Source organism: Kitasatospora viridis (assembly GCF_007829815.1).
GTDB lineage: Bacteria > Actinomycetota > Actinomycetes > Streptomycetales > Streptomycetaceae > Kitasatospora > Kitasatospora viridis.
In genome coordinates this window covers 3,772,655-3,791,149 of sequence record NZ_VIWT01000001.1, presented here as the reverse complement: position 1 = coordinate 3,791,149, position 18,495 = coordinate 3,772,655, and the positions used below count along the sequence as shown (strand labels likewise).

Annotated in this window: 17 protein-coding genes; 7 read left to right on the top strand and 10 right to left on the bottom strand. The window is 75.2% G+C overall.

Annotated features, from left to right (window positions below; all coding sequences use genetic code 11):
- Positions 1 to 25: 25 nt before the first annotated feature.
- The 3 genes from FHX73_RS17015 to FHX73_RS17005 form a co-directional block, all read right to left on the bottom strand.
- Positions 26 to 1,363: a hemolysin family protein gene (locus tag FHX73_RS17015; RefSeq protein WP_145905802.1), complete on the bottom strand. Its 1,338-nt coding sequence runs from the start codon at positions 1,361 to 1,363 to the stop codon at positions 26 to 28.
- 85 nt (positions 1,364 to 1,448) lie between these two features.
- Complete coding sequence (locus FHX73_RS17010) at positions 1,449 to 2,441, bottom strand: malate dehydrogenase (protein WP_145905801.1); 993 nt, start codon at positions 2,439 to 2,441, stop codon at positions 1,449 to 1,451.
- Between the two features lie 194 nt (positions 2,442 to 2,635).
- Complete coding sequence (locus tag FHX73_RS17005; RefSeq protein ID WP_145905800.1) at positions 2,636 to 3,049, bottom strand: DUF3017 domain-containing protein; 414 nt, start codon at positions 3,047 to 3,049, stop codon at positions 2,636 to 2,638.
- Between the two features lie 237 nt (positions 3,050 to 3,286).
- On the opposite strand from FHX73_RS17005, the gene FHX73_RS17000 reads away from it, so the two are divergent.
- From FHX73_RS17000 to FHX73_RS16985, 4 genes are all read left to right on the top strand, one after another.
- A complete protein-coding gene (locus FHX73_RS17000; protein WP_145905799.1) occupies positions 3,287 to 3,766 on the top strand; it encodes a hypothetical protein in 480 nt (159 codons plus the stop codon).
- Entirely contained in the window at positions 3,763 to 4,173 is a 411-nt protein-coding gene (locus FHX73_RS16995) for a DUF2752 domain-containing protein (protein WP_211786215.1), read from the top strand. Before FHX73_RS17000 ends, FHX73_RS16995 begins: the two co-directional genes overlap by 4 nt.
- Positions 4,174 to 4,247: 74 nt before the next feature.
- A complete protein-coding gene (locus FHX73_RS16990; protein WP_246213568.1) occupies positions 4,248 to 4,940 on the top strand; it encodes an RDD family protein in 693 nt (230 codons plus the stop codon).
- 96 nt (positions 4,941 to 5,036) lie between these two features.
- The gene (locus tag FHX73_RS16985; RefSeq protein ID WP_145905798.1) at positions 5,037 to 5,474 is read left to right on the top strand and encodes an RDD family protein; all 438 of its coding nucleotides are present in this window, start codon (positions 5,037 to 5,039) and stop codon (positions 5,472 to 5,474) included.
- 90 nt (positions 5,475 to 5,564) lie between these two features.
- Here FHX73_RS16985 and purH read toward each other — a convergent pair whose 3' ends face one another.
- Together purH and purN are read right to left on the bottom strand one after the other, a co-directional pair.
- Positions 5,565 to 7,148 carry a bifunctional phosphoribosylaminoimidazolecarboxamide formyltransferase/IMP cyclohydrolase gene (purH, locus tag FHX73_RS16980; protein ID WP_145905797.1) on the bottom strand — a complete coding sequence of 528 codons (1,584 nt, stop codon included), beginning with the start codon at positions 7,146 to 7,148 and terminating at the stop codon, positions 5,565 to 5,567.
- Positions 7,145 to 7,807 (bottom strand): phosphoribosylglycinamide formyltransferase, encoded by a 663-nt coding sequence (gene purN, locus FHX73_RS16975; RefSeq protein ID WP_145905796.1) that lies wholly within the window; start codon positions 7,805 to 7,807, stop codon positions 7,145 to 7,147. The genes purH and purN overlap by 4 nt, the downstream gene beginning before the upstream one ends.
- 341 nt (positions 7,808 to 8,148) lie before the next feature.
- Between purN and FHX73_RS16970 the strand changes: the two genes are divergently transcribed.
- Positions 8,149 to 8,862, top strand: coding sequence for a hypothetical protein (locus tag FHX73_RS16970; RefSeq protein WP_145905795.1), 714 nt, complete (start codon positions 8,149 to 8,151; stop codon positions 8,860 to 8,862).
- Between the two features lie 4 nt (positions 8,863 to 8,866).
- On the opposite strand, the gene FHX73_RS16965 is transcribed toward FHX73_RS16970, so the two are convergent.
- A complete protein-coding gene (locus FHX73_RS16965) occupies positions 8,867 to 10,144 on the bottom strand; it encodes a cell division protein PerM (RefSeq protein WP_145905794.1) in 1,278 nt (425 codons plus the stop codon).
- 76 nt (positions 10,145 to 10,220) lie between these two features.
- Between FHX73_RS16965 and FHX73_RS16960 the strand changes: the two genes are divergently transcribed.
- Together FHX73_RS16960 and FHX73_RS16955 are read left to right on the top strand one after the other, a co-directional pair.
- On the top strand, positions 10,221 to 10,979 hold the full coding sequence (locus tag FHX73_RS16960) for a sigma factor-like helix-turn-helix DNA-binding protein (RefSeq protein WP_170304943.1): 759 nt from the start codon (positions 10,221 to 10,223) through the stop codon (positions 10,977 to 10,979).
- Positions 10,980 to 11,162: 183 nt separating this feature from the next.
- Positions 11,163 to 12,425 (top strand): glycosyltransferase family 39 protein, encoded by a 1,263-nt coding sequence (locus FHX73_RS16955; RefSeq protein ID WP_246213567.1) that lies wholly within the window; start codon positions 11,163 to 11,165, stop codon positions 12,423 to 12,425.
- Between the two features lie 110 nt (positions 12,426 to 12,535).
- Here the strand turns inward: FHX73_RS16955 and sucD are convergent, their stop codons facing one another.
- The 4 genes from sucD to FHX73_RS16935 all read right to left on the bottom strand — a co-directional run bounded on the left by sucD (position 12,536) and on the right by FHX73_RS16935 (position 18,446).
- Positions 12,536 to 13,417: a succinate--CoA ligase subunit alpha gene (gene sucD, locus FHX73_RS16950; RefSeq protein ID WP_145905792.1), complete on the bottom strand. Its 882-nt coding sequence runs from the start codon at positions 13,415 to 13,417 to the stop codon at positions 12,536 to 12,538.
- 16 nt (positions 13,418 to 13,433) lie between these two features.
- Positions 13,434 to 14,609: an ADP-forming succinate--CoA ligase subunit beta gene (gene sucC / locus FHX73_RS16945; protein WP_145905791.1), complete on the bottom strand. Its 1,176-nt coding sequence runs from the start codon at positions 14,607 to 14,609 to the stop codon at positions 13,434 to 13,436.
- A 294-nt stretch (positions 14,610 to 14,903) separates the two neighbouring features.
- Complete coding sequence (locus FHX73_RS16940) at positions 14,904 to 16,079, bottom strand: VWA domain-containing protein (RefSeq protein WP_145905790.1); 1,176 nt, start codon at positions 16,077 to 16,079, stop codon at positions 14,904 to 14,906.
- A 75-nt stretch (positions 16,080 to 16,154) separates the two neighbouring features.
- Positions 16,155 to 18,446, bottom strand: coding sequence for a DUF5682 family protein (locus tag FHX73_RS16935; protein ID WP_145905789.1), 2,292 nt, complete (start codon positions 18,444 to 18,446; stop codon positions 16,155 to 16,157).
- Between the last annotated feature and the right edge of the window lie 49 nt (positions 18,447 to 18,495).

The following is an 18,495-nucleotide window of genomic DNA, read 5'->3' as shown; positions in this document are numbered from 1 at the left end:
CCATTCTTCCAGTTCCCGACCCGGCTCAGGACCCCGCTTCGGGATCCGGTTCCGCCGCCGCCCCTGCCGCCGTCCCCGCGGTCGGCGGCGCGCTGACCCGGATCCGGTCGATCCGCCGCCCGTCCAGCACCGCCACGGTGAGCAGCACCCCGTCCGCGGTGCGCACCGCGTCGCCGACCGCGGGCAGCGCGCCCAGCTCGGCGACCACGAAGCCGGCCACCGTCTCGTAGGGGCCCTCGGGCAGCTCCACCCCGGTCTCCTCGGCGAAGTCCGGCAGGTTGAGCAGGCCGTTGACCTCGACGCCGCCGCCGGCGAGGCGCCGGGTCGCGGTGGTCTCCTGGGCGTCGTACTCGTCCCGGATCTCCCCGATCACCTCCTCGACCAGGTCCTCCAGGGTGACGATGCCGGCGGTGCCGCCGTACTCGTCCACCACGATGGCCAGGTGGTGGCCCTCCCGGCGCATCTCGCTCATCGCCTCCAGCACCTTCTTGGTGGCCGGCAGCAGCTTGACCGGGCGGGCGATCTCGCGCACCCGCAGCGCCCGCTCGCCGCGGGCCCGGTAGAGGTCGCGCACGTGCACGAAGCCGACCACCGAGTCGTAGGAGCCGTCCACCACCGGGTAGCGGGAGTGCGGCGAGGTGCTGGTCTCCTCGCGGACCTCGCGCAGCGGCTGGTCGGCGTCGAGGAAGGTGACCTCGGTGCGCGGCACCATCACCTCGCGCAGCTGCCGCTCGCCGGCCGCGAAGACGTCGGCGATCAGCGCCCGCTCGTCGCTGCCCAGCTCGGTGTTGGCGGCGACCAGGCCGCGCAGTTCCTCGGAGCTCATGCTGCCCCGGCCGGCCTTGGGGTCGCCGCCGAGCAGCCGGACCATCAGGTTGGTGGAGCGGCCGAGCAGCCAGATCACCGGCCGCAGCACCACCGACATCACGTCCACCACCGGCGCGGCCAGCAGGGCGATCGACTCGGCCCGCTGCAGGCCGATCCGCTTGGGCGTCAGCTCGCCGAGCACCAGCGAGACGTAGGAGATCAGCAGGGTCAGCCCGACCAGCGCCACCGGGTCGGCGACGCCCTTGGACAGGCCCATCCGCACGAACACCGGGGAGAGCTTGCCGGCCAGCGTGTCGGCGCCGAAGGCGGCCGACAGGAAGCCCATGCAGGTGACCCCGACCTGGACGGCGGCCAGGAACCGGTTCGGGTCGGCGGCCAGGTGGGCGGCCCGCGCCGAGCGTTTCGTGCCGCGTTCGGCGAGCGAGCGGATCTGCCCCTCGCGCAGCGAGATCAGCGAGATCTCGGCGATGTTGAAGAGGCCGCCGAGCAGGATGAAGACCAGGACCAGGGCCGCGTCCTGGAGGGTTTCGTTCACGGTCGGCCAGTGTAGGCGGGTCGTGCAACGCCGGTGGCCCGGCGCCCCCGCAGGGGCGGCCGGGCCACCGGGCGGCCGCTCGGGCTCAGATCAGGCCGAGCTTGCTGACCTCGTCGCGCTCGGCGACCAGCTCGGCGACCGAGGCGTCGATCCGCGCACGGGAGAAGTCGGAGATCTCCAGGCCCTGGACGATCTCGAACTTGCCCTCCTTGGTGGTGACCGGGAAGGAGGAGATGATGCCCTCCGGCACGCCGTAGGAGCCGTCGGAGACGATGCCCATGGAGGTCCAGTCGCCCTCGGCGGTGCCGTTGACCCAGGTGTGCACGTGGTCGATGGCGGCGTTGGCGGCCGAGGCGGCCGAGGACGCGCCGCGGACCTCGATGATCTCGGCGCCGCGCTTGGCGACCTTGGGGATGAAGAACTCCTCCAGCCAGGCCTGGTCCGAGCCGATGGCCTCGAAGCCGGCCTTGCCGCCGACGACCGACTGGAACACGTCCGGGTACTGGGTGGCGGAGTGGTTGCCCCAGATGGTGACCCGCTTGACGTCCTCGACCGTGACGCCGGCCTTCTTGGCCAGCTGGGCGACGGCGCGGTTGTGGTCCAGGCGGGTCATCGCGGTGAACCGCTCGGCCGGCACGTCGGGGGCGTTGCGCTGGGCGATCAGGGCGTTGGTGTTGGCCGGGTTGCCGACCACCAGGACCTTGATGTCGTCCGCGGCGTTGTCGTTGATGGCCTTGCCCTGCGGGCCGAAGATGCCGCCGTTGGCCGCGAGCAGGTCGCCGCGCTCCATGCCGGCGGTGCGCGGACGGGCGCCGACCAGCAGCGCGACGTTGGTGCCGTCGAACGCGGTGTTCAGCTGGTCGGTGATGGTGATGTCGCGCAGCAGCGGGAAGGCGCAGTCGTCGAGCTCCATCGCGACGCCCTCGGCGGCCTTCAGCGCCGGGGTGATCTCCAGCAGGCGCAGGTTCACCGGCACGTCCGCGCCGAGCAGGTGGCCCGAGGCGATGCGGAACAGCAGGGCGTAGCCGATCTGGCCGGCCGCTCCGGTGATGGTGACGTTGACGGGGGTGCGAGTCATGGTTTCCTTCTCCAGCGATCGCCAGCATGCCCCAGGCACGTCGGCGCTCTGGAGCCGAGGATCGGTTGTCTCGACGTCGAGAGAACCGGCGTCAGGTTATCGCAAGGGCGGCCCGTGGAGCCGCGCGGCGCCGTGGCTGGTGCGTCACAGCCGGCGGCGGGGCCGCGGGACCCCCGTTCCGGGCGCCGGCGGCGTCAGTGCTGGCGGCCGACGTACTTGCCGATGTTCTCCAGCGCGGGCAGGTGCAGCCACGGGTTCTGCGGCGCCACCAGGGCGAGCAGCACGATCGCCGTGCCGAAGAAGAGCAGCACCAGGACGTCGGTGAAGCGGCTGCGCACCGCGAGCAGGCCGACCTCCGGCACCAGCAGCCGCAGCAGCGCGCCGATCCCGAAGCCGGCGCCGAGCACCAGCAGCCCGTACCGGAAGTCCACCGCCCAGGTGACGACCAGTCCGAGGCCGACGACGACGAACACCAGCGTTATCGGCCACTGCCGCACCGGCAGCGCGTGGTCGCGGTCCATCGCCGCGCCGGAGCCCTCGGGCGGCAGCGTGCCGCTGCTCCTGACGGTCCGTCGGCGGGCGGACCGGTTCGTGCGTACCGCGCTCATCTGCTGTTCCCTGCTGCGCTCGGCTGACCGGCGGGAGTCCGGACGCCCCATGGTCCCATCCTTCCGGAAAGGCGGCGCCGCCCATGATCCACGCGCGTAGCACCAGCAGGCCTTAACGGAACGTGTGGATCCGATTGCGGTTCCGCCACAGTTGCGTGCGGACCGCGCCAATGCGCTGGACACCGCGAGTCGGCGGCACCGACCATAGGCGCGAGCACCAGTCAGGGGGAAGTGGTCGTGAGCAATCCGTACCAGCAGCAGCCTGGGCCGTACGGCCAGCAGCCGCCGCCCGGATACGGGCCGAACCAGGCGCCGGGACCGTACGGCGCCCAGCAGCCCGGCTACGCCCACCCGCCCCAGGGCCCCTACCAGACCCCGCCGCCCTACCCGGTCCAGCCCGGCTACCAGACCCCGCCGCCCTACCCCGTGCCCGTGCCGCCGCCCTACCCGGGCGCGCCCGCGCCGGCCCAGCAGAACAACCCGGCCGTCGCCTCGGTCGCGCTCGGCGCGGTCGCGCTGGCCGGCATGTGCTTCTTCCCCGCCCTGCTGCTCAGCATGGTCGGCCTCGGCCTCGGCGTGGTCGGGCTCGGCCGGGCCAGGAGCACCGGGGTGGGCCGGGGCGCGGCGATCGGCGGGCTGGTGCTCAACTCGGTCGGGGTGCTGGTGCTGATCGGGCTGTCCGTCTTCTACGCCCTCGCCTACAAGAACCGCCTGTGACCGCCCCCGTCCGGGCCGCCCGGCCGGCCCCGGGCCCGCTGGGGGTCCGGCTGTCGCGGACCGCGCTGCGCCTGCTGCTGGCGGCCGGCGCGGCGGCCGGGGTCGCCGTCCTGCACGACGCGCACGACCCCGGGGTGCTCTGCCCGCTGCGCCGCCTCACCGGGATCCCGTGCCCGGCCTGCGGCAGCACCACGGTCTTCATCGAGGCCGGCCACGGCCACTGGCTGGCCGCCCTGACGGCCAATCCGGTCACCGTCCTGGCGGTGCTCGGCCTGCTCACCGCGCCGCTCGGCACCGGCGAGCGCTGGTGGCGGCTGACGGCGCGTCGGCGCACCGCGGTGATCGCCGCCGCCCTGGCCACCGCCTGGGTCTGGCAGCTCAACCGCCTCGGTGTCCACCTGTCCTGACGCTCCACTAGTCTCACCGTCCTGCCCAAAAGTCCCCGCAACACCTGACGTGCACGTCCGCCCGGAGGCTCGAAGTGTCCTACCCGCCCGACCCCAACAACCCGTACGGCCAGCCGCAGCAGCAGGCCCCCTACGGCGTCCCGCCGCAGCAGAGCCCGTACGCACAGCCGCCGACCTACGGCTACCCGCAGCAGCAGGCCATGCCGCCCTACGGCGGCTACCAGGCCCCGCCGGCCCCGCCGCAGTACGGGTACGCCCCGGTGCCGGCGCCGGTGCTGGCCAGCTGGGGCTCCCGGGTCGGCGCCTACTTCATCGACGGCCTGATCATGGGCCTGCCGGTGATCATCGCCTACGTGGTGGGCGGCGCCATGCTGGCGACCTCGATCCACACCACCACCTGCCCGCCGTACGACCCGAACGACCCGAACACCCTGAACTGCGTGCCGCAGGTGACCAGCTCGGGCGGCCAGACCGGCCTCGGCCTGGTGATCATCCTGTTCGGCATCGCGCTCGGCATCGGCCTGCTGCTCTGGCAGGTCGCCCGTGAGGGCAGCACCGGCCAGACGGTCGGCAAGAAGGCGGTGGGCATCCGCCTGGTCCGCGAGCTCGACGGCCGCCCGCTGGGCTTCGGCATGGCCTTCGTCCGCAAGCTCGCGCACTTCCTGGACAGCATGCTCTGCGGCCTCGGCTACCTGTGGCCGCTCTGGGACGACAAGGGCCAGTGCTTCGCCGACAAGGTGACCAGCTCGCTGGTGATCCGCGGCTGACGCCGGCTCCGCCCCGCCCCGCTCTCCCGGGGCCCGTACGCGCGGGCCCCGGGCGCACCACCCTCCGCACCACCGCCCAGCCCCGAGGGGAATGCCATGAGCAATCCGTACGAGCAGTACCCCGACCCCACCCGCGCCAACTCCCCGCAGCCGCAGGCACCGGCCCTGGCCGACTGGCCGCTGCGCGTCGGCTCCGCCCTGATCGACGGCCTGATCATCGCCGTCCCGTTCGCCATCGCCTACTACGCCATCGCCGCGGCGCTCGGCTTCCTCATCCTGCTGGCCGGGGTCGTCGGGTTCGGCTACCTGGAGGGCACCACCGGCCAGACGCCCGGCAAGCGGGTGGTCGGCCTGCGGACCGTCCGGCTCGCGGACGGCGCCCTGCTCGGCGCCGGCCTCGGCATCGCCCGCCGGCTCGCGCACGTCGTGGACGGCATTCCCTGCTACGTGGGCTACCTCTGGCCGCTGTGGGACGCGAAGCGGCAGACCTTCGCCGACAAGATCGTCAGCAGCGTGGTCATCCGCGTGCAGTGACGTTTCCTCGGCAGCCGAACGCCTGACGGGCCGTGGGATCGCGAGGATCCCACGGCCCGTCAGGCGTTCACACCGCGCCGGTCGGCGCGATCAGTGGAAGAAGTGCCGGGTCCCGGTGAAGTACATGGTCACCCCGGCCGCCGCGGCCGCCGCCACGACCTCCTCGTCACGGACCGAGCCGCCCGGCTGGACCACCGCGCGCACGCCCGCGTCCAGCAGGATCTGCAGGCCGTCGGCGAACGGGAAGAAGGCGTCCGAGGCCGCGAACGAGCCCTGCGCCCGCTCGCCCGCCCGGGCCACCGCCAGCTTGGCCGAGTCCACCCGGTTCACCTGGCCCATGCCGACGCCCACCGAGGCGCCGTCCTTGGCCAGCAGGATCGCGTTCGACTTGACGGCCCGGCAGGCGGTCCAGGCGAACGCCAGGTCGGCCAGCTCGGCCTCGGAGAGCGCGTCACCGGTGGCCAGGGTCCAGGTCGACGGGTCGTCGCCGGCGGCGTCCACCCGGTCCACCTGCTGCAGCAGCAGGCCGCCGCTGATCCGGCGGGCCTCCAGCCGCTCGCACGGCGCGCCGGGCGCGCGCAGCACCCGGATGTTCTTCTTGCGGGCCAGCACCTCGACCGCGCCGTCCTCGAAGTCCGGCGCCACCACGACCTCGGTGAAGATCGGGGCGATCTGCTCGGCCAGCTCGACGGTGACCGGGCGGTTGACCGCGATCACGCCGCCGAAGGCCGACAGCGGGTCGCAGGCGTGCGCCTTGCGGTGCGCCTCGGCGACGTCCGCGCCGACCGCGATGCCGCACGGGTTGGCGTGCTTGATGATCGCCACCGCCGGGGCCGCGTGGTCGTAGGCGGCGCGGCGGGCGGCGTCGGTGTCCACGAAGTTGTTGTAGGACATCTCCTTGCCGTGCAGCTGCTCGGCGGAGGCCAGGCCACCAGTGCCGTCGGTGTAGAGCGCGGCCTGCTGGTGCGGGTTCTCACCGTAGCGGAGCACGTTCGAGCGCTCCCAGGTGGCGCCGAGGAAGGACGGGAAGGCCTCCTCGCTCTCGGTGTAGCCGGAGGTCTCGAACCACTGCGCAACCGCGACGTCGTAGGCGGCGGTGTGGGCGAAGGCCGTCGCGGCCAGCCGCTTGCGGGTGAGCAGGTCGAAGCCGCCCTCGTTCGCGGCCTTGAGCACGTCGGCGTAGCGGGCCGGGTCCACCACCACGGCGACCGAGGGGTGGTTCTTGGCGGCCGCGCGGACCATCGACGGGCCGCCGATGTCGATCTGCTCCACGCACTCGTCGGGGGTGGCGCCGGAGGCGACGGTCGCGGTGAACGGGTAGAGGTTCACCACCACCAGGTCGAAGGGCTCGACGCCCAGCTCGGCCAGCTGCGCCCGGTGCGACTCCAGCCGCAGGTCGGCCAGCACGCCGGCGTGCACCCGCGGGTGCAGGGTCTTGACCCGGCCGTCCAGGCACTCGGGGAAGCCGGTCAGCTCGGAGACCTCGGTCACCGGCACGCCGGCGGCGGCGATCCGGCCGGCGGTCGAGCCGGTGGAGACGATCGCGACCCCGGCGGCGTGCAGGCCCTGGGCCAGCTCCTCCAGGCCCGTCTTGTCGTAGACGCTGATCAGCGCGCGACGGATCGGGCGGACGTTCTCTGAGACGGGAGGGGTGGCGTTGGGTGCCGCGCTCATGCGGGGATCCATACCTTTCGGTCTTCGATGCGGTGGCCGTGGCGGGCCAGCCGGCCCACGACCTCGACGAGCAGCTGGCGCTCGACGGTCTTGATGCGCTCGTGCAGCGCTTCGCCGCCATCGGCGTGGTCGGCGTCGAGCACCTCGACGACGCCCTGCGCGATGATCGGCCCGGTGTCCACCCCGGCATCCACCAGGTGGACGGTGCAGCCGGTGACCTTGACCCCGTACGCGAGCGCGTCGGTGACGCCGTGGGCGCCGGGGAAGGCGGGCAGCAGGGCGGGGTGGGTGTTGACGATCCGGCCCGCGAACGCCCCCAGGAAGGCGGGGCCGAGGATCTTCATGAAGCCGGCCGAGACCACCAGGTCGGGCTCCGCGGCGGCGGTGGCCGCGGTCAGCGCGGCGTCCCAGGCGGCCCGGTCCGGGTGGTCCTTCACCCGCTCGACGAAGGTCGGCACGCCGGCCCGCTCGGCCCGCTCCAGGCCGGCGATGCCGTCGCGGTCGGCGCCGACCGCGACGATCCGCACGCCGTAGGCGGGGTCGGCGGCGGCGTCGAGCAGGGCCTGCAGGTTGGTGCCGGAGCCGGACACCAGCACCACCAGGCGGGCGGGTCGGCCCGCCGGCGGCGGGGGGAAGGCGAGCGAGGAAGCGGCGGCCACGGGCTGCGGGTCTCCGTACGTTCGGGGTGCCCGCCCGCTGGTACATCCACCTGGTGGTGGGGCCACTACGGACAGGCGACGGGTCGGCGGTGCGGGCTCCGGGAACCCGTGGGAGCTGCCGACCGTCACCACGATAACGGCTGGCTGAACGGGGGCTGTACCTGGGATTCCGCTCTCCGCGCGTAGATCGTGAGCGGGCGGTGTGCGGCGTCCGCCCGGCTTCTTAACGGCAGGCCGACCGCGCTCGCCGGGCGGCCTGCGGGATCATGGGTCGCGGCACCCGCGCGCGGGCGCCGCCGACCCGGCACGGCCGCCCCACGACGATGAGGACCCCGACCGACATGAGCAGCGGAAACAGCAGCGACGAGCGCAACCCCTTCGCGCCGCCGCCGCAGGACGCCCCGGAGCAGCCGTGGCGCCCGCGGCTGCCGCAGCAGCCGGTCGGCCAGGAGAACGGCGGCGACCAGGACGGCGGGGCCCAGGGCACGGACGGCGAGACCGGCGGCGGCCGCCCGCCGGTGCCGCCGCCGCACCCGTGGAGCCCCAACTGGCAGGGCGGCGGCGGGCCCGGCTGGCCCACCCCGCAGGGCCCCCCGCCGCCGTCCTTCGACCCGACCGACCCCTCGCACCGGCGCTCCCGCTACGCGCTGGCCAGCGGCTTCGCCGCCATGTTCACCGGCTACTACAGCCTGCAGGAGCTCGCCCTGCTGTTCGGCGCGCTCGCCGTCTACTGGGCGATCAGCGCGCTGCGCGCCAAGCCGGCCGCCGAGCAGCCCGCGGCCGAGCAGCCGCCCGCCGCCGGGAACGGCGCCCCGCCCGCGGCCCCCGCCCCCTGGCCCTACGCCCAGCGCAGCCGCCCGCAGGTGCCCGCCGCGCTCGGCGGCCTGATCACCGGCGGCGTCGCGCTCGCCCTGGTGATCGGCTCCTTCGGCATCCAGCTCGCGTACAAGAACTACTACACCTGCATCAACGACGCCCTGACCACGCAGGCCTCGCAGAGCTGCAACACCCTCGCCCCGGCCTGGCTGGTGAGCGCGACCAACCCGCAGAACTGACGGTTCATCCGTCCGACCCGCCGTCAGCTTCGGCCGGCTGTTGCGTCGGCTGCTCCGCCGGGGTCGGCGGCCGACCGCGCAGCAGGTGCCGGCGCAGCGCCAGCGAGACCGGGAGCACCAGCAGCAGGAACCAGCCGCCCGCGGCCGGCCCGCAGAGCCCGGTCGGCCCGAGCTCGGTCATCCGGCCGGTCCCGACCGCGCCGCCGGACAGCCAGCCGAGCAGGGCGACCACCGCGGCGAGCAGGGCGGCCACCGCCGCCGCGGTGAGCCCGGTGGCGGTGGCGCTCCACGGCTGGTCGTCGGCCGGGCCCGCCGCCGCGTGGCCCAGCAGCACCGCGACCGTGCCGGCCGCCAGCAGCGGCCCCGCCACCACCAGGAACTGCCAGGCCGAGCCGCGGTCCGGGACCAGTGCCAGCAGCGGGAAGTCCGGCACCGCCCCCAGGTGCACCTGCCCCGGCGCGACCAGGGTGCCGGTGCCCAGCCGGAAGCCGGGCCCGAGCGCGTAGCCGACCGACCAGAGCACCGCGTTGGGCAGCAGCAGCAGGCAGCAGAAGAGCAGTTCCAGCTCGCCCGGGGGGCTGCCGCCGGCCAGTTCGCGGGCCGCCGCCTCGGTCACGTCGCCGCGCAGCACGCCCGCCGCGCCGACCAGCAGCGCCCCGCCGGCCAGCAGCGCGAGCAGCCCGGCCCCGGTGGCGGGCAGCAGCACGCCGGGCGGCAGCGGGCGGTGCCAGCGGCCGAGTCGGGCGACCAGCCGCCGGCGGGCGGGGGGCCACCAGCGCGGTCCGGTGCGGGCGCCGAGCGCGGCGCCGGTCCAGCCGAGCAGGGCGACGGCCAGCAGGTCCGGCAGCGGCTGCGAGCGCAGCGCCCCGGCGCCCCGGCAGCCGAGCGCGACCGGCAGCGCGACCGCCAGGTAGCCGGCGCAGAGCGCCCCGCAGGGCGCGCCGGCCCGCCCGGGCGCCCCGGGCACCGCGGTGCGGGCCCCGGCCCGGGCGAGCAGCAGCACGCAGAGCGCGGTGAGCGCGAGCGGGGTCACGGTGAGCGGCGCGCCGCCCGCGGAGCGGACCAGCGGTCCGCCGTGCGCGAGCAGCCAGAGCGAGCCGGCCAGCCGGGCGGCGTCGCCCACCCCGTCGCCGGGCGGGGCCGAGACCAGCCAGCAGGCGAGCACCGGGACGCCGGTGCAGGCGAGTCCGATCAGGGCCGCGGTGGCCCCGGCGAGGGCCGGCGCGGTGGCCGGCGCGCCGACGGGGCGCGCGAACGGACGGCCCGTCAGGTAGTGGGTCATGCCCGACATGGTCCAGCGTCACCCGTCCTGCCCTGTGCAGGAGCGGGCCGCCCGCCGTGTCTCTGATGATCTGACTATGCGCCAGGAGACCGTCCCCGCCTTCGACACCGTGCACGCCGCCTGCGCGCCCGACCTGCTCCAGCAGGCCTACCTGCTCACCGGCAGCCACCGCCGGGCCGCCCGCTCGGTGCGCCGGGCCTTCGCCGCCGCCTGGCCGCGCTGGCGCCAGGTGGCCGCCGAGCCGGACCCGGCGGCCTGGCTGCGGGCCCGCGCCTTCGACCACGCGCTGGCCCCGTGGCGCCCGCACCTGCCCCGGCCGCACCGGCCCAGCAGTCGGCAGCCGGCACCGGTGCCCGGCCCCGAGGACCCGGCGGGCCGGGACCGGGCGCTGCTGGCCGCGTTCGGCCGGCTCTCCGCGCCCCGCCGCCGCGCGGTGCTGCTGCACGACGCGCTCGGGCTGGAACCGGTGGAGATCGCCGCCGAGTGCGAGTCCAGCAGCCCGACCGCCGCCGCCCGGGTGGCGGCCGGCCGGGCCGAGCTGGCCCGGCTGGTGCCGGCCCTGGTCGGCACCGACCCGACGGCACCGGAGTTCGGCGAGCGGCTCGGCGGCCTGCTGCACCGCGCCGCCGAGCGGAGCTGCCCGCCCGCCGGGCCCCGCCCCACCCGGCTGCTGCGCGCCACCGGCCGGCTGCGCGCGCTGGCCGTGCCGACCGCCTGCGCCCTGCTGGTGCTGGCCACCGCGGGCGCCATCGGCACCCGGCTGACCGGGCACCCGCCGGTGCCGCCTGCGCCCTGCGCCGCCGGGTGCCCGGAGCAGTCCGCGCCCGAGCACTGACCCCGGGCACCGACCGCGCGCCCCGTTCGCACCCGCCCCACCGGCGGGCATCCCTGACGGTCCGTCAGCCCCCGGGGCCCGACGGTCCCGCACCGGTGCCCTGACCCGTCGCACGGGCGTGCCATAGACTCCGGCTGCCGTGCCGCCCCGGCACGCCCGTCACCCAGCGGTGGAGTGCTGCCAGTGAGTGCGATATCCAGCCCCTCCCAGCCGGACCGGGCACCCAGCCGCGACGAGGCCGGCGCCCCGCCGCCGGGAGCCGGCGGCTGGCCCGCCCTGCGGGCGGTCGGGCGGCGCGCCGCCCCGGCGCTCGCCGTGTTCACCGCCGCCAAGGCGAGCGGCTTCGCGGTCTTCCTGGCCCTGCTGGCCGGCAGCAAGTCGTACGCCGGCAAGAACGCCGCGTTCGGCGGCGGCGCGCACGCCTGGGAGGTGCTGGGCAGCTGGGACGGCAAGTGGTACCAGCGGATCGCGGTGCAGGGCTACCACCCCGAGTCGATCGCCGCCGTCGGCGGGATCCAGCACCTGCACCAGAACTCGGTGGCCTTCTTCCCGCTCTACCCGGCCCTGATCCGGCTGGTCGGCGAGTGCACCGGGCTCGGCGCGTTCGGCGCCGGCCTGGTGGTGGCGGTGCTCAGCTCGATGGTGGCCGCGGTGGCCCTGTACCTGATCGCCGAGAAGCTCGCCGGCCCCCGGACCGGCCTGATCACCGCCGCGCTCTGGGCGGTGCTGCCGGGCTCCGGGGTGGAGTGGGCGGTCTACTCGGACTCGCTGTTCGTCGCGCTGGCCGCGCTGGCCTGCTACTGCGTGATGACCCGCCGCTGGCTGCACGCCGGCGCGCTGACCTGCGTGGCCGGACTCAACCGGCCCACCTCGGCCGCGCTGATCGGCGCCGTCGTGCTGGCCGCCGCGATCGCGCTGGGCCGCCGCGAGGACGGCTGGCGGCCGCTCGGGGCGATCCTGATCGCCCCCTGGGGCCTGATCGGCTACCTCGGCTGGGTCGGCTACCGGATGGGCGCGCTGGACGCGTACACCACGCTGGAGCGCACCCAGTGGGGCCACTACTTCGACTGGGGCCAGTACACCTTCCACACCTCGGTGAGCCTGATGCTCGGCAAGCACCTGCTCTGGGCCGACTTCGAGGTGCCGAACCTGATCGCGCTGCTCCTGCTGCTCTCGCTGCCGGTGCTGGTCGTGCTGATGCTCCAGCTGCGGCTGCCGGCGGTGCTCAACGCCTACGCGCTGCTGACCATCGCGCTGGTGGTGCCGAACGCGGGCCTGTACTGCAACTACTCGCGCTACCTGCTGCCGGCCTTCCCGCTCTTCCTGGCGCTCGCCTACGGCCTGCGCCGGGTGCGGCTGCCCGCGCTGGCCGTCACGATCGGCGTGCTGGCGGCGGCCTCCGGCTGGTACGCCGGCTTCGCGCTCTTCGAGCTCGGCGCACCCTGATCCCGGGCGGCGAAACAGTCCGCCCCCGGACCGGGTGACCGGTCCGGGGGCGGACTGCTGTCCGGTTGACGGAGCGTCAGTCGTGCTGCTCCGTCAACCGTTCCGTGCTATCAGCCGATGAGCTCGCGCGCCAGGCGGGCGGTCTCCGACGGGGTCTTGCCGACCTTCACGCCGGCGGCCTCAAGGGCCTCCTTCTTGGCGGCCGCGGTGCCGGAGGAGCCGGAGACGATGGCGCCGGCGTGGCCCATGGTCTTGCCCTCGGGGGCGGTGAAGCCCGCGACGTAGCCGACGACCGGCTTGGTCACGTTCTCCTTGATGAAGGCCGCGGCCCGCTCCTCGGCGTCGCCGCCGATCTCACCGATCATCACGATGAGCTCGGTCTCCGGGTCGGCCTCGAAGGCCGCCAGGGCGTCGATGTGGGTGGTGCCGATGACCGGGTCGCCACCGATGCCGACGGCCGACGAGAAGCCGATGTCGCGCAGCTCGTACATCAGCTGGTAGGTCAGCGTGCCGGACTTGGAGACCAGGCCGATCTTGCCGGCCTTGGTGATGTCGGCCGGGATGATGCCCGCGTTCGACTTTCCGGGGCTGATCAGGCCGGGGCAGTTCGGGCCGATGATCCGGGTCTTGTTGCCCTTCTCACCCGCGTAGGCCCAGAACGAGGCCGAGTCGTGGACCGGGACACCCTCGGTGATGACGACCGCGAGCGGGATCTCGGCGTCGATCGCCTCGACCACGGCGCTCTTGGTGAACGCCGGCGGCACGAAGATGACGGTGACGTCGGCACCGGTCTTCTCGATCGCCTCGGCGACGGTGCCGAACACCGGAACCTCGGTGCCGTCCACGTCGACCGTGGTGCCGGCCTTGCGCGGGTTCACGCCACCGACGATCTTGGTGCCGGAGGCCAGCATGCGGCGGGTGTGCTTCATGCCCTCGGAGCCGGTCATGCCCTGGACGATGACCTTGCTGTCCTCGGTAAGGAAGATAGCCATGATTGAGTCCCCTTCCTTACTTCGCGTTGGCCAGCTCGGCGGCGCGCTCAGCGGCGCCGTCCATGGTGTCCACCTGCTCGACCAGCGGGTGGTTGGCGTCGGTGAGGATCTGGCGACCCAGCTCCGCGTTGTTGCCGTCCAGGCGGACGACCAGCGGCTTGGTCACGGCCTCGCCCTTGCTCTCCAGGAGCGCCAGGGCCTGCACGATGCCGTTGGCGACCGCGTCACACGCGGTGATGCCGCCGAAGACGTTGACGAAGACCGACTTGACGTCGGGGTCGCCCAGGATGATCTCCAGGCCGTTCGCCATCACCTCGGCGGAGGCGCCGCCACCGATGTCGAGGAAGTTGGCGGGCTTGACGCCACCGTGGTTCTCGCCGGCGTAGGCGACGACGTCCAGGGTGCTCATGACGAGACCCGCGCCGTTGCCGATGATGCCGACCTCGCCGTCGAGCTTGACGTAGTTCAGGCCCTTGGCCTTGGCCGCCGCCTCCAGCGGGTTGGCCGCGGCGTGGTCGACCAGCGCCTCGTGCTCCGCCTGGCGGAACTCGGCGTTCTCGTCCAGCGAGACCTTGCCGTCGAGCGCGACGATCCGGCCCTCGCCGGTCTTGACCAGCGGGTTGACCTCGACCAGGAGGGCGTCCTCCTTGATGAAGACGACCCAGAGCTTCTGCAGGACCTCGACGACCTGGTCGGCGATCTCGGCCGGGAACTTCGCGGCCTCGACGATCTCGCGGGCCTTGGCCTCGGTGCAGCCCTCGTTGGCGTCGACGGCGATCTTCGCCAGCGCCTCGGGGTTCTCCTCGGCGACGACCTCGATCTCGACGCCGCCCTCCTTGCTGGCCATCGCCAGGAAGGTGCGGTTGGCGCGGTCCAGCAGGAAGGAGACGTAGTACTCCTCCTTGATGTCCGCGGTCTGGGCCAGCATCACCTTGTGGACGGTGTGGCCCTTGATGTCCATGCCGAGGATGGCGCCGGCCTTGGTGACGGCGTCCGCCGGGTCGGCGGCGAGCTTGACGCCGCCGGCCTTGCCACGGCCGCCGACCTTCACCTGAGCCTTGACGACGGCACGGCCGCCGAAGCGCTCGGCGATCGCCGCAGCGTCCTCGGCCTTCTCGATGACCTCGCCGTCAAGCACGGGCACGCCGTGCTTGGCGAAGAGGTCCCTCGCCTGGTACTCGAACAGGTCCACGTGTGTTCGTCCTTGTTCGTGGTCGCGGATTGTGTCTCTACGAGCGTGCCACGGCAGGATCTTCGCTGCGGGTCGTCGGGGCGGTGCGGGTACGCAGAGATACGGCCTTGCGGCCCACACAGCCACGGGCGCACACGTCAATCAACACGCGCGTCACGTCCGCATGGCAGGTTATCCCCGCCGGACCGGACAGTTTCGCCCGGGACCGCCGCCGCCATGGTGAGAACCGTCACAACGGGTGGTAGCCGGGCGTGTCGTCCGCCCGCCGTTCACCCCGCGGACCACCCCTGCGGGTCAACCCGCCGTCCGTCCCGGCGGTGCCGCCACCGGCACCGGCAGCTCGCGCCGCTCCAGCGCGGCGGCCATCAACTCCGGGAAGGCGTCCGGCGGGCAGGCGAAGGCGGGGACGCCCAGCGCGGCCAGCTCGGCGGCCGTGGTCCGGTCGTAGGCCGGCGCCCCCTCGTCGGAGAGCGCCAGCAGCACCACCAGCTGCACCCCGGCCGCGGTCAGCGCCGCCGCCCGGCGCAGCAGCGCCTCCCGGGGGCCGCCCTCGAACAGGTCGCTGACCAGGACCAGCACGGTGTCGGCCGGGTTGGCGATCCGCTGCTCGCAGTAGGCCAGCGCGCGGCCGATGTCGGTGCCGCCGCCGAGCTGCGCGGCGAACAGCAGCTCCACCGGGTCGTCCAGCCGGTCCGTCAGGTCGGCCACCGCGGTGTCGAAGACCAGCAGCCGGGTGGCGAGCGCGGGCAGCGAGGCCAGCACCGCGCCGAACAGCGCGGCGTGCACCAGCGAGGCCGCCATCGAGGCCGACTGGTCCACGCAGAGCACCACCTCCCGCCGCACCCCCTGCCGGGCCCGCGCGCGCCCCAGCAGGCGCTCGGGCACCACCGTGCGCCGCTCGGGGACCCAGTGCCGCAGGTTCGCCCGAACGGTGCGGTCCCAGTCGATGTCCCCCGGCCGCGGGCGCTCCGTCCTGGCCCCCCGGTCCAGCGCGCCGCCCAGCACCGACCTGGTCCGCTCGGCCAGCCGGGCGGAGAGCTCGGCCAGCACCGCGGCCACCACCTGCCGGGCGCTCTCCCGGGTGGTCTCCGGGAGCGCGTGCCGCAGCGCGAGCAGCGCCGCCACCAGCGGCACGTCCGGCTCCACCGCGGCGAGCACCTCGGGCTCCAGCAGCAGCCGCTCCAGGCCCAGCCGGTCGATCGCGTCCTGCTGCATCAACTGCACCACACCGGTGGGGAAGTACTCCCGGATGTCGCCCAGCCAGCGGGCCAGCCGGGGCGCGCTCGCGCCGAGCCCGGCGGAGCGCCGGGCGCCCTCGGGCGCCGGGTCGTAGAGCGCGCCGAGCGCGCGGTCCAGGCCGGCGTCGCGCCCGGTGGGCGTCCAGCCGGTGCCGCCGCCGGGCTCACCGGGCTGTGCGCCGAGCACCAGCCGCCAGCGGCGCAGGCGCTCCTCGGTCTGACGGGTGCTCACGGGAGGCTCCTGTTCGTGTTCCGGTGCTGCGGGTTCAGGGGTTCCAGGGGTTCCAGGGGTTGCGCTGACGGGCGCTCAGGCCGCGGGCCTGCCGAGCAGCCGCAGCACGGTGGGCAGCGCCGCGTCGGCCCGGGCCTCGTCCAACTCCTCGGCCGTCCCGGCCCGCCCGGCGCGGCCGCCGGGCACCGGCCCGGCCGCGATCCGCTCGCCGATCCCCCGGCGCACCGCCGGCTCCAGCCCGGCGAAGGCCCGGCGCAGCAGCGGCAGCAGGTCCGTGAAGGCCGGCTCGGGCAGGCCGGCCAGCCAGTCGTCCAGCAGCGCGAGCAGCCGCGGATCGTGCAGCAGCAGCGCGCCGCCGCCGGCCAGGAAGCCCTCCAGCCAGCCCGCCGCGTCGGCCGGCACGGCGGCCCGGGAGAGCGCGGGCCGCAACCGCAGCAGGGCCTGCGCCGAGCCGATCCGCCCGTCGTCCAGCAGCAGCCGCACCGCCCGCCCGCGCAGCAGCCCCGGCACCGCCCCGCTCAGCGACAGACCGTCCAGCGCGGCGGCCCAGCGCTCGGCCAGGGCGGCCCCGCCCTCCCGGGCGAGCAGCCCGATCGCCGGGTGCGCGGCCTCCAGCCGGTCCCGCATCGCCGCCGCGCCGTCCGCCGCCAGGCCGGTGCAGGCCGGGGCCAACCCGAGGCAGAGCCGGTCGGCCAGGCTGCGGGCCACGTCGGCGAGCGCGCCGCGGTCGGTGCCCCGGACGTCGCCGTAGCGCAGCGCCCGGGCCAGCGCGGGCAGCGCCTCGGCGAGGTGGGCGACGTCGGTGTCCAGCGCGGCCCGCTCGGCCAGCGCCCGCAGCACGGCCGGCAGCGCGCCCGGGAGTTGGGCGGCCAGGCAGCGCTCGGCCAGGTCGGTCAGCTCGGCCAGCCGCCCGGCCTCGGCGGCCAGCGCCGCCGCCCGGGCGGTGGCGGCCCGCTCCACGGTGGTGCCCCAGGGCGCCGCGGCGACCACCCGGACCGCCGACTCCGGCTCCCAGCGCAGCTGCCAGCGCTCCCGGAAGGTGCCGCTGCCCGCCTGGGCGGTGGCGCAGCGGGCGGCGGGGCGGCCCCACTCCACGCCCAGCAGGCGCAGCCGGTGCAGCAGCCGGGAGCGCCCGGCGTCCAGCTCGCGCCGCAGGTCCAGGGCGAGTTCGCGCTGCTCGGCCTGCGGCTTGAGGCGCAGCGAGCGGCTCAGCCGGTCCAGGTCGCGCTGCAGCGGCACGACGGGCGAGGCGGCCGGCACCCGGCCGACCGCCTCGCCCACCACCAGCCGCTCGCGCACCAGGGCGAGCGCGACCTCGGAGCCCTGGCAGAGCACGCTGAGCACCGCGTCCATCGTCTCGGCCAGGCCGGGGCCCGGCCGGCCGCGCAGGGCGGCCAGCGCCTCGGCGGTGCGGACGGCATCGATCAGTTGGGCCGGCGGCACCGGGTGGTCGGCCGCGCGCAGCAGGGCGGCGGCCCGGGCCAGCCAGCCGGGCAGCACCCGCTCGGGCTCGGTCTCGAAGAGGTGCTGGTACCAGCCGGGTGCCTGGACGCCGGCGCCGTAGCCGGAGCGCTGGGTGAGCCGGCGGTTGGTCCACGGCACCCAGGCGGCCGCGGTGCGCGGCCCGCGCGGCAGGCCGGCCAGGAGTTCCCGGTCGACGCGCGCGGCGCCCGGCGCGTCCACCGCGGCGAGCGCGGGGACGTGCCAGGCGCCGCAGACCACGGCGATCCGCCGGTGGCCGGCCCGCCGGGCGGCGCGCAGCCGCTGGCGCATGTGCGCCTCGCGCAGCCGCTCGCGCCGCCCGGCGGGCCCGGTGGGGGCGGCCCCGGGCGAGCCGGGGGTGCCGACCCGGTCGTCCCGCACCGCCGTCATCGCCTCGGCGATGGCGGCGAACCGGGCGAGCGGGTCCGCCTCCGCGCCCCGGTGCTCCACCACGTCCTCCCACCAGGCCTCGGAGTCGGTCCGGCCGGCGGCCGCGGCGAGCCGGGCGATCGGGTCGTCACCGGACGGCTCGTCGACTGACGCTTCGTCAGTTTCCTTGTCCAGCGCGAAGCCCGCGCCGGCCGGCAGGTCGGCGAACCGCACCGGCACCCCGGCGTCCAGCGCGTGGCGGATCGCCACCCACTCCGGCGACCAGGCGGCGAACGGCCAGAAGGCCGCCCGTGCCGGGTCGTCCGCCGCGTGCACCAGCAGGGCCACCGGCGGCTCCATCCCCGCCGTCCCCGCCAGGCCGACGATCGGGTCGGCCTCCGGCGGCCCCTCCACCAGGACCGCGTCGGGCCGCAGTTCGGTCAGTGCCGCCCCCACGGCGCGGGCCGATCCCGGCCCGTGGTGCCGGATGCCCAGCAGTGTCACCTCTCCAGTCATCTTCGTCGTCCTCTCCCCCTCGGTGTTCCGTTCCCCCGGTTCGGTCCGC